Origin of the sequence: Streptomyces sp. NPDC051051, assembly GCF_040682975.1 — a bacterium.
Lineage (GTDB): Bacteria > Actinomycetota > Actinomycetes > Streptomycetales > Streptomycetaceae > Streptomyces.
The window spans coordinates 98,235-110,187 of sequence record NZ_JBFBCB010000022.1; the positions used below are offsets into that span (position 1 = coordinate 98,235).

The 11,953-nt window shown below is 73.7% G+C and carries 9 protein-coding genes; 4 read left to right on the plus strand and 5 right to left on the minus strand.

Annotated elements, in window-relative coordinates:
* Position 1 precedes the first annotated feature (1 nt).
* Both AB0N31_RS18585 and AB0N31_RS18590 read left to right on the plus strand, forming a co-directional pair.
* Positions 2-2,905: a glycoside hydrolase family 2 TIM barrel-domain containing protein gene (locus AB0N31_RS18585; RefSeq protein ID WP_366059453.1), complete on the plus strand. Its 2,904-nt coding sequence runs from the start codon at positions 2-4 to the stop codon at positions 2,903-2,905.
* Positions 2,906-3,001: 96 nt separating this feature from the next.
* Complete coding sequence (locus tag AB0N31_RS18590) at positions 3,002-3,493, plus strand: hypothetical protein (RefSeq protein WP_366059454.1); 492 nt, start codon at positions 3,002-3,004, stop codon at positions 3,491-3,493.
* A 2-nt stretch (positions 3,494-3,495) separates the two neighbouring features.
* On the opposite strand, the gene AB0N31_RS18595 is transcribed toward AB0N31_RS18590, so the two are convergent.
* On the minus strand, positions 3,496-4,038 hold the full coding sequence (locus AB0N31_RS18595) for a hypothetical protein (protein WP_366059455.1): 543 nt from the start codon (positions 4,036-4,038) through the stop codon (positions 3,496-3,498).
* Positions 4,035-5,762 carry a PHP domain-containing protein gene (locus tag AB0N31_RS18600; protein ID WP_366059456.1) on the minus strand — a complete coding sequence of 576 codons (1,728 nt, stop codon included), beginning with the start codon at positions 5,760-5,762 and terminating at the stop codon, positions 4,035-4,037. Before AB0N31_RS18600 ends, AB0N31_RS18595 begins: the two co-directional genes overlap by 4 nt.
* Positions 5,763-6,012: 250 nt before the next feature.
* On the opposite strand from AB0N31_RS18600, the gene AB0N31_RS18605 reads away from it, so the two are divergent.
* Entirely contained in the window at positions 6,013-7,356 is a 1,344-nt protein-coding gene (locus AB0N31_RS18605) for a jacalin-like lectin (protein WP_366059457.1), read from the plus strand.
* A gap of 147 nt (positions 7,357-7,503) precedes the next feature.
* Here the strand turns inward: AB0N31_RS18605 and AB0N31_RS18610 are convergent, their stop codons facing one another.
* Positions 7,504-8,634 carry a hypothetical protein gene (locus AB0N31_RS18610; RefSeq protein ID WP_366059458.1) on the minus strand — a complete coding sequence of 377 codons (1,131 nt, stop codon included), beginning with the start codon at positions 8,632-8,634 and terminating at the stop codon, positions 7,504-7,506.
* Positions 8,635-8,828: 194 nt separating this feature from the next.
* Here AB0N31_RS18610 and AB0N31_RS18615 point away from each other — a divergent pair, with 194 nt between their 5' ends.
* Complete coding sequence (locus tag AB0N31_RS18615; protein ID WP_366059459.1) at positions 8,829-9,401, plus strand: TetR/AcrR family transcriptional regulator; 573 nt, start codon at positions 8,829-8,831, stop codon at positions 9,399-9,401.
* Between the two features lie 149 nt (positions 9,402-9,550).
* On the opposite strand, the gene AB0N31_RS18620 is transcribed toward AB0N31_RS18615, so the two are convergent.
* Together AB0N31_RS18620 and AB0N31_RS18625 are read right to left on the minus strand one after the other, a co-directional pair.
* Positions 9,551-9,919, minus strand: a complete 369-nt coding sequence (locus tag AB0N31_RS18620; protein ID WP_366059460.1) for a VOC family protein — start codon at positions 9,917-9,919, stop codon at positions 9,551-9,553.
* Between the two features lie 67 nt (positions 9,920-9,986).
* Entirely contained in the window at positions 9,987-11,750 is a 1,764-nt protein-coding gene (locus AB0N31_RS18625) for a DUF2264 domain-containing protein (RefSeq protein ID WP_366059461.1), read from the minus strand.
* Positions 11,751-11,953: the final 203 nt, after the last annotated feature.

Here is an 11,953-nt window from a genome sequence, read left to right on the forward strand (position 1 = left end):
GATGTCTTTGCGCACCTCCCCCGCTCCCGGCGTCGCCCGAGCGGAGGGCTCCCCGTCGTCCGTCCACTACGTCGAGGACGTGTCACCGGGCTCCGGGGCCCTCCCGCCCCGCGCCTGGTACGCGTCGTCGGACGCGAAGTCTTTCTCGTTGAACGGCAATTGGCGCTTCCGCCTGTCGGCGACGGCCGACGCGCAGGACGAGTCGTTCGCCGCTGAGGGTCATGACGCCGGGGACTGGGCCGAGGTCGCCGTCCCCGGTCACTGGGTCCTCCAGGGGCACGGCTCCCCCATCTACACCAACCACCTCTACCCCTTCCCGGTCGACCCGCCGCGGGTGCCGACGGAGAACCCGACGGGTGACCATCTGCGGGTCTTCGACCTGCCCGAGGACTGGCCCGCCCTCGGGGAGGGTGACGCGGTCCTGCGCTTCGACGGCGTGGAGTCCTGTGCCCGGGTCTGGCTGAACGGCACGGACATCGGCGAGTTCAAGGGCTCGCGGCTGCCGCACGAGTTCGCGGTCGGCCACCTGCTGAGGGCGGCGGGCAACGTGCTGGCGGTCCGGGTCCACCAGTGGTCGGCGGGCACGTACCTGGAGGACCAGGACCAGTGGTGGCTGCCGGGCATCTTCCGTGACGTGACGCTGCTGCACCGCCCGGCGGGCAGCGCCCGCGACTTCTTCGTGCACGCCTCCTACGACCACGTGACGGGCGAGGGCACCCTGCGCGTCGACTCCGACGTCGCGGGACGGGTCGCCGTGCCCGCCCTGGACATCGATGTCGCGACGGGCGAGCCGGTGACGGTGCCCGTCGAGCCGTGGAACGCGGAGACGCCCCGGCTGTACGACGGCGAGCTGGTGACCGCGGGCGAGCGGATCCCGCTGCGCATCGGTTTCCGCACCGTCTCCCTGGACGACGGCCTGATCAAGGTGAACGGCACGGCCGTGCTGTTCAAGGGCGTCAACCGGCACGAGTGGCATCCCGTGCGGGGCCGCGCGCTCGACCTGGAGACGATGCGCGAGGACGTGCTGCTGATGAAGCGGCACAACATCAACGCCGTCCGCACCTCCCACTACCCGCCGCACCCCGCCTTCCTCGACCTGTGCGACGAGTACGGCCTGTGGGTGATCGACGAGTGCGACCTGGAGACCCACGGATTCGTCGAGCAGGACTGGCGCGACAACCCCGTCGACGACGACCGCTGGACCCCGGCACTCCTCGACCGCGCCGCCCGCATGGTGGAGCGGGACAAGAACCACCCGTCGGTGGTGATGTGGTCGCTGGGCAACGAGGCCGGCACCGGCCGCGGGCTGACCGCCATGGCCGAGTGGATCCGCGGCCGCGACGCCTCGCGCCTCGTCCACTACGAGGGCGACCTCGGCTGCCGTGACACCGACGTGTACTCCCGCATGTACGCCTCCCACGACGAGGTGGAGCGCATAGGCCGCGGCCTGGACGGCGGCACGGCCAAGCGGCGCCGACTGCCCTTCGTCCTCTGCGAGTACGGCCACGCCATGGGCAACGGCCCCGGTGGACTCGCCGACTACCAGCGGCTGTTCGAGGCACACGAGCGTCTCCAGGGCGCCTTCGTCTGGGAGTGGATCGACCACGGCATCGAGGACGACCGCCACGGCTACGCGTACGGCGGCGACTTCGGCGAGGAGTTGCACGACGGGAACTTCGTCTGCGACGGACTGCTCTTCCCGGACCGCACCCCCTCCCCCGGACTCGTCGAGTTCAAGAAGGTGATCGAACCGGTCCGGATCGAGGGCGACGGCGCCGCCGGCACCCTACGGGTGCGCAACGCCCATGACTTCGCCGGTCTTTCGGCGCTCACCTTCGAGTGGTCGTACCTGGTGGACGGCGAGAGCGCCGGGACGGGCACGCTGGACGTGCCGCCGCTGGCGCCCGGCGAGTCGGCCGACGTCGAGCTGCCGGAGCCGCCGGTGGACGCGCGGGGCGCCGAGTCGTGGTGGACCGTGCGGGCGTTGCTGTCGGCCGACACCGCGTGGGCGGCGAAGGGCCATCAGGTGGCGTGGGGGCAGGTCGCGGCGGCCCCCCGTCCGCTGCCGTCCGTCACCCCGGACCGCGCCCCGGTGGCCGGTGAACGGCTGATCACCCTCGGACCGGGCGTCTTCGACGCCCGCACCGGCGCGCCGACGTCGATCGGCGGGGTACCCGTGGAGGGGCTGCGCCTCGATGTCTGGCGGGCCCCCACCGACAACGACGACGGCGCCGCGTGGCAGTCGGACACCCGCTACGGCGTGCTGTGGCGCGGGCTGGGCCTGCACCGCATGCGACACCGGCTGGACGGTGTCGAGTCCGGCGACGACGCTCTGACGGTACGGACCAGGGTGGCGCCGGCCGGCCGCGAGGCCGGACTCGCCGCGGTGTACCGCTGGACCTCCGACGGCAGCCGGCTGAAGCTGACGGTGTCCGTGTCGCCCGAGGGCGACTGGACGCTGCCGCTGCCCCGGCTGGGCATCCGCTTCGGGCTCTCGGAGGCCGACCGGGTGACCTGGTTCGGCGGCGGGCCCGGCGAGGCGTACCCCGACACCCGGGCGGCGTCGATGGTCGGCCGCTGGCAGTCGACCGTGGACGGTCTGCAGACGCCGTACGTCCGTCCGCAGGAGAACGGCGCCCGTGCCGACGTCCGGTGGGCGGAGATCGGCGGCCTGCGCATCGAGGGCGACCCGGAGTTCTGGTTCAGCGCCCGGCGCTGGACGAACGAACAGCTCGACGCGGCCCGGCACCGCACCGACCTGGTGCCCGGCCCGACCGTGTGGGTCAACCTCGACCACGGGCAGCACGGCATCGGCTCCCAGTCCTGCGGTCCGGGCCCACTGCCCCGGTACTTCCTGAACGCCGGCCCCGCCGAGTTCTCCTTCGTCTTCGCGGCGACCGGCTGAACCGGCGCACCGGGCGGTTCCCCGGCCGGCCGGCATCCCCGGCCGGCCGAGGGAAACGACTACCGCCGAGGGCTGTCGTGGTCCACGATGACCTGCATGAACGGCTCTCCCGACAGTCCCCGCCCCGTCCGGCCCGGTGAGTTTCCGCTGTGGGAGGAGGCGCTGACGGTCGTGAACCGGGACCTGGACGCGCTGCTCCCGGGCCGGGGTCCCCTGCGGCTGCTGGCCCTGCCGTCCTGGGACGAGGAGGAGGCCGAGGACGGGGCGGGGCGCGAGCACGTGTACGTCGCCCTGCCCGACGGCCGCTGGCACGGCAACCACCTCTGGCACGGCTCCGCGTCCGATCCCGACACCGCGCTCGCCGAGGTCGCCGAGGCCGCGCAGGAGACCGTGCTGGAGTGCCTGTGGCAGGTCTGGCCGGTCTGCGGCGAGCACGGCCTCGGAATGCACGCGGGCCAGGAGGACGGCCGAGCGGTGTGGTGGTGTGCGGGCGGCCGCGCTCCCGGGGGCCCCGCGCACGTGCGGGCGGCGGTCGGTGAGCTGGACGCGCCGCACCGACCGCGCCGAGCCCGCCGCAAGCTGCGCTGACCTCAGTGGTCCGCGCAGCAGGGCGTCGGTTCGGGCACCTCGAAGGGGGCCAGGGTGCCGCCCGCGGCGGGCATCGCGGCGAGCACCAGCTCGCCGTCCTGCCACTGCGGGCGAACATGATCGTTCGTCACCAGGATTACCGAAAAGGCCGGTTCATCCGGAGCACCCAGTACCGTGACACGGTCGATCGCGGACCCGGACAGCAGCTCCCCGACCGTCGTCGTGCCGCGCAGCCGGTCCGCCCCGCGGTACAGCACCGCGCGGCCCACGGGGTCCGGCGTGCCCTCGCCCACCTCGTACCCCCGGGCCACCAGCCGCGCCCGCAGGTCGTCCAGCTCCGCCGCCGTCTCCGGTGCGAGGGAGACGGCGACCCGCGGCCGCTCGTCCCGCAGGAGGTGGGTGCAGCCGAACACCCCTTCCGCGAGGTCGAGTTCCGCCGCTAGGGCGCGGAGCAGGTGATCGGCGGCACGCAGGTCACGCGAACCGGCGTCCACCGTCAGGGCGTACGGCGTGCGGGGCGACGGCTCGCGGTGGGGCGGTGTCACGACGGCAGGACCCAGACCGGGTTGGTGTAGAACCAGAGGTCGGCCCACGGGTCGGCGTCACCGACGACGTCGATGGCCGGGCCCGCCGGGTCGACGGCCGCGCCCATCGCGCCGACGGCGCTGCGGTTGCCGTCCGAGCCGCGCAGCCGGACGTAGACCGGCCGGTCCACCCGTCCCAGGTCGTAGCTGAGCCGTACCGTCCCGGTCGTCCTGTCGACCTCGTAGGTGCGGACGACCTTGGCGGTCGGCGCGGTGAAGGTGTCCTTGTCGGCGACCGGGCCCGTGACGTCGCCCTGGATGACGTCCACCCGGGCCAGCTCGGGCACGAAGCCCGCCCAGTTGGCGCCGGCGGCGAGCGCCACGTCGACCGTCAGCTTCACCGACGTGCCCTTCTTCACGTGCAGGGCGCCGCCGAGGGTGGCCCAGCGGCCGCCGCCGGCCACCCGCACGTCGAGCCCGTCGACGAGCTGCCCGTGGTCGACCCAGACGCGTCCGGCGCGGATGCCGTCCATGACGGCGGCGTAGGAGAAGCCGTCGGAGCCGACGTGGGTACGGCTGTACTGGCCGGGCCAGTAGTCGCCCTGGGTGATGTCGATCCTGCCGCCGTAGACCGGGTCCCGGTAGCGGCCGTCGGTGCCGAAGTCGCCGCCGGGGCCGCGCACGGCGGTGTCGGCGTAGACCTGGTGGGAGTCGGAGTTGGCGGTGATCCACCAGGGCTTGCCCTCGGCGAGGAGGCTGTCCCACAGTCCGCCGACGGTGGCCGTCATCCAGTCGAAGCCGCCCCAGGTGCGGTAGCTCTCCAGCGGGTAGCCGGGGAAGGAGTTCGCACCGGGGTTGTTGTCGTAGATGCCGCGGGCGCGGCCCATGCCGAGCGGGGCGGGCAGGCCGGCGGCCTGGTGGCCGGGCGCGCCCTCGAAGCCGACGGCGATCCGGTGGCTCGCGGGCGTCGCGTCGCGCCAGGCGCGGATCTCGTGCGGGGAGTCGACGCCGCGCCGCGCCGGGTGGTTGGCGAGCATCAGCACGTCCTTGACCTTGCGGCGGCGGACCTGCTCGCCGAGGAAGGCGAGTCCGGCGACGGCGAGGGCCTCGTTGGCGGGCGTCGAGTCGGAGGCGCCCTTGACGCTGCCGTCGTAGTCGGTCTCGAACTGCTTCAGGACGGAGACCTCGTTGCGCCCCGGGTGGACGAAGACGGTGCCGTGTTCGGCGCCCGGGATGTTCCATTCCAGGCCCTGGAAGACGAGGGTGTCCTCGTGCGCGGCCCGGGCCTCCTTGATGTCCGGGTTGACCTTCTCGACGCCGATCCTGGCGTGCGTGGTGCTGCCGTGGTCGGTGATGACCAGCCAGTCCATGCCGTGCCGGGCGCCCTGCCGGACCTGGTCGACGACGCGGTACTTGCCGTCGCTGCTGTACTGGGTGTGGATGTGGTGGTCGCCGGCCAGCCAGAGGAAGCCCGTGGAGCGGCGGCCGCCGCGGGCCGGGGCCGCCGGGGCGGCGGCGGCCGGAGTCGCGGCCGTCTGGCCGAGGACGCTTCCGGCGGCGAGACCGGCGCCGAGCAGACCGGCGCGGCGCAGCAGCGACCGGCGGGACCGCTGCTCGGGGCTGAGGGCCTCGTCGGGCACGGCGGTGTCGAAGGCGGCGGGCAGCCCGGTGGCCGCCTCGTGGTCGTGGTGGTGCTCGTGTCCGTGATGGTGGTGGCCGTGCGCGTGTCCGTGCCCGTGTCCCATGGCGCCCTCCCGGTTGCCGCTGCCTTCCGCGGCTGCCTTCCGCGGCGCGTGCACGCCGCGTGAGGAGAATCGGGGCGAAACGTGAATTTTGAACGACCGGGGGGTGAGCGGTGGCCGACCCGGACACGGCGGCTCGCCCCGTCTTCCACTGTTCCCCCAACTGCCCTTTCCCGTCAGACTGATCACCACCGAATCTGAGCAGCGTTCATCTTCCCCAGCAGTCCGCCCCCCACCGGGAGACACCCCCACCATGAGACGACGACTCCTCGGCACCCTCGCGGCCGCCACGCTCGCCCTCACCGGCCTCACGGCCACGGGCGCGACGCCCACCGCGGCCGCCGCGCCCGCCGCCGCGGCGGCCACCACCGGTTCGTTCAACGTGCTCACCTACAACGTGGCGGGTCTGCCCGAGGGCCTGAGTTCGGGCCGTCCGGCGACCAACACCCCCCTGATCTCGCCGCGGCTGGGGGCGTACGACATCGTCAACGTCCAGGAGGACTTCAACTACCACGCGGCGCTGTACGCGGGGGACGACCACCCCCACCGGACCGCGACGAGCGGCGGCGTCCCGTTCGGCGACGGCCTCAACACCCTCTCCGACCACGCCTTCGAGGACTTCGAGCGGGTGCGGTGGAACGCCTGCACGGGCACCAACTGCCTCACCCCGAAGGGTTTTTCGCTGGCCCGGGTGCGGCTTGCCGAAGGCGTTTTCCTGGACCTGTACAACGTGCACACCAACGCCGACTCGACGGACGACGCGATGGCCGCCCGACGCGCCAACATCGAGCAGCTGTCGGACTTCATCCAGGCGAACTCGTCCGGCAACGCGGTGATCGTGATGGGTGACACCAACACCCGTTACACCCGCGCCGAGGACAACATCCGCACCCTCGTCACCGAGAACGGGCTCACCGACCCCTGGGTGAAGCTGGTCAAGGGCGGTACGCCGCCGGCCCAGGGCGCGGACGCGCTGGTCTGCCCGACGACGGCCCCGACGAACGACTGCGAGGTGGTGGACAAGGTCCTCTACCGCGGCAGCAGGCTCCTGTCGCTCGACGCCACCCGGTACCGGAACGCGTGGGCGTCCTTCCTGGACTCCGCCGGCGGCAACCTCTCCGACCACTTCCCCCACACGGTGGACTTCTCCTACACCCTCGGCTCCGGCCTGCGGGCGAGCGACTTCTTCGGCGGCCCCCACGGCACGGCGTTCACCGACGCGGACGACCTGCCGGCCGTCCCGGCCCCCCGCACCCTCACGCTGCGCGGCGGCTCCCGCGTGGACGCCGTCTCCCTGACCCACGACGGCGGTACGGTCCTCACCCACGGCGGCACCGGCGGCACGGCCACCTCGCTGACCCTGGCGGCGGGTGAGCACCTCACGTCCGTCAGACTGACGCAGGGTCAGAAGGACGGCCGTACGCGCGTCTTCTCGGCGTCCTTCACTACCGACAGGGGCCGCACCCTGTCGACCGGCACGGCGACCGCCGACGCGAGGACCTTCACCGCCCCGGCCGGCTGGCAGATCGTCGGCTTCACGGGCCGCGCCGGGGTCGAGGTGGACAAGCTGGGGGTGGTGTACGCACCGGCCGGCTGAGGCCGCCGGCGCGGACAGGCCCCGTGGGGGCCCGGGTCGCGGTTCGGATTCTGCGGGACGGTCCCGGTGCCCCGTACCGGGGCACCGGCGGTTCCGGCGGCCGGCACGGTCGTGGCCGGAAGCCGTCGAGGGCGGCTGCCGCCGACGTCAGACGCGGGTCGACGTGGCGCAGTCGGAGAGGCCCTCCTCGAAGCTCCTGCTGCGGTCGTACGGGTCCTTGGCCGGGCCGGTGGGAGGGGGCGCCGTCGCCTCCGCGCTCGGGAACCGGGGGTGCAGGAAACCGTCGTCGACGTCGCAGGCGTCGTTGCCGAAGTCGCCGTTGTACGTGACGAGGGTCAGTCGGCCGGGGGTGACGTCGTACCGGGCGGGGTCGGGGAGTTCGGCGTCGAGGGAGCGGCGGACGATCGTGCGCGTCACCTCGGTGCTGCCGTCGGCCCGGGAGACCGGATAGACGAAGGTGTAGTCGGCGTGGACGGCGACCCCGGCGTACTTCCCCTTCCCGACCGTCATGCGCCCGCGGGTCTTGACCACCCCGCCGACGAGCCGCACCTCTGCGGGGTCGAAACGGCTGAACAGGCCGAGGGGGTCGTGGTCCTCGTCCGGGGAGCGCAGGAAGCCGTTCAGGTCGTCGAGCAGGTGCGGTTGCCCCGGGTCGAGGAGCGCCAGCGCGGCCTCGGGCCGCTCACCGCGCAGGGTCCCCGGGTCGAGATTCGCGGCGATCAGCAGCTCCTTGGTCAACCGCAGGGCCTCCGCGACGCGTTCCTTCGGGACCGAGCCGACCGCCTTCGCCGCCGGCGGGACGATCCCGGCCTCGCCGTCGGCCCAGCCGAGCGCGGGCGAGCCGGCGAACGGCCGGTCGAGCGTGGGGACTTCCTTCGGCGCCGGAGCGGGAGCGGCGGTGGGAGCGGCGGTCTCCGCCGGAAGCGGCGTCACCGTCACGCCCTTGGGCCCTCCCGGTCCGAGGGGGTCGCCGGGCAGCAGCGACGGCTTCAGCGACACCGCCAGAGCGCAGAGGGCCAGGGCGACGCCGAGGAAGGGCCACACCTGCCGCCGCCGACGGCGGGCACCCGGGTCGGGGCCGCCTCGCCACGGCTGGGGCGCCTCACCGCGGGAGTCCTGCCGGCGCAGCCTCTCGGTGACCATGCGGGCACAGGCGGAAGGCTCCTTCGGGGCGGAGTCGGGCGCGCCCCACTCGCTCTCCCGGAGGAACGCCCGCAGGTCCTCGTCGGAGATGGACGAACCGTCGTTCCCGGACTCTTCGGAGGATCTGCCGACCACCTGTGCGCGCCTTCCCGCTGTTCACGAATGGGGACGTTCTCAACGATCCCTCAGCGCTTCCACAAGCGACCCACATGCTTCCACCGGGGGCAGTGACCATGATCACGCCGCATTCACCGCGAAGGCGCCGCATCGGGACAGCCCTTAGGATCCTCCCCGACCGACCACGGCCCCCGACGAACAAGGCGTCCCCCATGCCCCGAGCCGGCCTCACCGCGGACCTCCTGGTCACGGCCGCCGCCGACCTCGCAGACGAGGCCGGGTTCGACAACGTCACCCTCTCCGCGCTGGCCCGCCGCTTCGGCGTCAAGGACGCGAGCCTGTACTCGCACGTCCGGAACATCCAGGACCTGCGGACCCGCCTCGCGCTGTACGCGGGCGCCGAGCTGATCGACCGGATCGCACCGGCCGTCGCGGGCCGCTCCGGCAAGGAGGCCCTCGCGGCCTTCGCCGGCGCCTACCGCGAGTACGCGCTGCAGCATCCGGGACGGTACGCCGCCACCCAGATCCCCATGGACCAGACCCTGGTCGCCGAAGCCCCGGCCTTCCGCCGCACCGCCGAGATCACCTACGGCATGCTCCGCGCGTACGGCCTCGAGGAACCCGACCTCACCGACGCCGTACGTCTGCTGCGGAGCACCTTCCACGGCTACTGCACCCTGGAGGCGGGCGGCGGCTTCGGCGCGCCCCGCGACGTCCAGCGCTCGTGGGACAAGGCGGTCGAAGCCCTGCACACGGCCCTGACGCACTGGCCCACCGGAGAGTGACCGGCTTCCTCGGGCGGCGGCGAGGATCCGTCACGCAGGGGATCGGGGAACCACGCAGGGGATCGGGGAACCACGCAGGGGGTCGGGGAACCACGCAGGGGGTCGGGGAACGGCGTTTCGCGCGGCGACGGCCGTCGGGCCGGCCGGCCTCAGCCCGCCCGCTCCGCCGCGCTCCGCTCCACGCAGAACTCGTTGCCCTCCGGGTCCGCGAGGAGCGCCCACCCGCTGCCGTCCGGTCGGCGGTGGTCGGCGACCAGGCCGGCGCCGAGGGCGAGCAGGCGGTCGACCTCCTCGTCGCGGGTGCGGTCCTGCGGCTGGAGGTCGAGGTGCACGCGGTTCTTGACGGTCTTCCGCTCGGGGACCGTCACGAAGAGCAGGCCGGCACCCTCGATGAGCGCCTCCTCGTCGCCGGGACGGTCGTCCTCGTGGAGGGGCTCGCCGAGGGCCGCGGACCAGAACTTCGCCAGGCCGTAGGCGTCCGCGCTGTCGATCGTCACGTGACGGATCTTGGAAGTCATGCCGGGATTCTCGTGCAACCGCCTCCGCGGGGCAACGGGCGCACCGGCACGCTCGCGGCCGTCCGCCTCACGTCCCGGAAGCCGGCGGCCCGTCCGTCCCCGACGCACCGGTGACCCGTACCGCGTCCGGCGAGACGGTCACGCGGACCTCGGGCCCCTCGCCGAAGCGGACGTGGAGGATCCCGTCCGCCGCGTCCGTCGTCCGCACCGACACGGACTCCTGCAGCGGAACCGGGTCCGGCTCGCCGGTGAGGCGGGCGAGGGCGACGAACAGCGAGCCGACGTCCCCGGTGACACCCGTGACACCGGTGACACCGGTGAGCGAGTCGTCCAGGCCCGCGACGGGCACGAGTTCGGCCCGCACGCCGTCCTCCTCCGCCGTCGCCCAGCCGGTCACCCGCACCGGTGTTCCGGGTTCCGCACCGGCCACCAGGTGCACCCGCACCTCCACGGCCCCGCGTGCGAGCACCACACTGGTCACCCGCGCTCCGCAGCCCGCCGTGTGCCGCGACGCCGCCCAGCCGTCCCCCACCCCCAGCGGTTCGATCCCGGTGCGGCGGGGATCGCCCCCGACGACCACGCTGTTGTCGTACGGTGCCGAGGTGTCCGCCGTGGGCGCCGTCGCCGTCGAGTAGGCGAGCCGCGTGTAGTACGGGTCGTAGCGGACGTCCTCGCTGCCGTGGTTGTGGAGGCGGACCAGCCCGTCCGAACGGGTCGACTGCACCAGCCAGTTGGGGGCGGACAGGGGCGTGACCGCGTCCGTCCGTTCCACCGGCGCGGGTTCCTCCCGCGCCGTCCACACCTCGTGCTCGGGCGGAAGCAGCAGGCCCAGGAATCCCTTGCTCGCCCAGTAGGGGGACGCCGGGCCCGAATACCCCTGCAGGACGTCCGGGTCGGGTCCGTGCCAGCCGAGGGTCAGCAGTCCCCGCTCGTCGACCGCGCCCCGCTGGAGGAAGTACCGCAGCGCCCCCGAGGCCAGGCGACGGGTCTCGCCGGGTGACAGCGGGGTGTGGCCGGTCAGGGCGCCCAGCCACAGCGGGGCCGTGGTGGCGAAGCGGTAGGTGAGGGAGCGGCCCTGGCGCATCGGGGCGCCGTCGCCGCCGAACAGGCGTGCGTAGTCGGTGAGATGCCGTGCGAGCCGGCCGCCGTACAGCTCCAGCAGCCGGGGGTCGTCGTCGAGCCAGGCGTGCAGGACCGGGTAGAGGTGCATCGCCCAGCCGTTGTAGTGGTCGAAGGCGCGGCCGGCGCCGTCGGTGTACCAGCCGTCGCCGACGTACCAGCGCTCGATGCGTTCCAGGCCCCGGTCGATCGCTTTGCGGGCGGCATCCGAGGTCCGGTCGACCGTACGCAGAAAACCGCCGACGGTCACCGGGAACAGCTCCCAGTTGCAAGGCCACGGTTCGGCGGTCAGGGCGTCGCCCAGCCAGTCCGCCGTCCGCTGCCGTACGCCGTCGTCCAGCCGGTCCCACAGCTGCGGTCGGGTCAGCCGGAGCGCGAGGGCGATCGACGCCGCCTCGACCAGTGGCTGGCCGCGGTCCTCGATGCGGGGCCAGACTCCGCGGACGCCCGCCGCGAGGCCGTCGGCGTAGCGCTCCAGGGCCGTCTCGTCGCGCCGGAAGGCCGCCAGGAGCAGCGTGCGGGCGTATCCCTCCAGGCCGTCGCTGAGGCGTCCCGACCAGCTCGCGCGGTCGCCGGGAAGGTGGTAGAGGGCGCGATCCGCGGTGGCGTAGGGCTCGACGGCGGCCAGCAGGGCGTCGGCGGCCGCCTCCCAGTGGGCGCGGGTGAGACCGGTACGGGGGCTGAGGGCGTGGTCGGGCGGGGGGAGACGCATCGCGGGCTGCTTCCTTCCGAACCGGGCGGGGCGGACGGGCGGGACCTGCGGTACCGGCTCCCGCCTCCGGTGCCGGCCGGCGGGCGGTCCGGGGCCGGTGGCACCCTTCCTTCCGTGCCGGCGGGCCGGGGCCGGTGGCGGCGGCCCGCCGGGCCACGGGGGCGGAGCCTGGGGACGTCCCGGTTCCGGTCGGGGCGCCCCCA

What these genes read in the sequence shown, in the direction of transcription:
- AB0N31_RS18585 (WP_366059453.1), top strand. Translation starts at nt 2, where the DNA reads ATGTCTTTGCGCACCTCCCCCGCTCCCGGCGTCGCCCGAGCGGAGGGC.
- AB0N31_RS18590 (WP_366059454.1), top strand. Translation starts at nt 3,002, where the DNA reads ATGAACGGCTCTCCCGACAGTCCCCGCCCCGTCCGGCCCGGTGAGTTT.
- AB0N31_RS18600 (WP_366059456.1), bottom strand. Translation starts at nt 5,762, where the DNA reads ATGGGACACGGGCACGGACACGCGCACGGCCACCACCATCACGGACAC.
- AB0N31_RS18605 (WP_366059457.1), top strand. Translation starts at nt 6,013, where the DNA reads ATGAGACGACGACTCCTCGGCACCCTCGCGGCCGCCACGCTCGCCCTC.
- AB0N31_RS18615 (WP_366059459.1), top strand. Translation starts at nt 8,829, where the DNA reads ATGCCCCGAGCCGGCCTCACCGCGGACCTCCTGGTCACGGCCGCCGCC.
- AB0N31_RS18620 (WP_366059460.1), bottom strand. Translation starts at nt 9,919, where the DNA reads ATGACTTCCAAGATCCGTCACGTGACGATCGACAGCGCGGACGCCTAC.
- AB0N31_RS18625 (WP_366059461.1), bottom strand. Translation starts at nt 11,750, where the DNA reads ATGCGTCTCCCCCCGCCCGACCACGCCCTCAGCCCCCGTACCGGTCTC.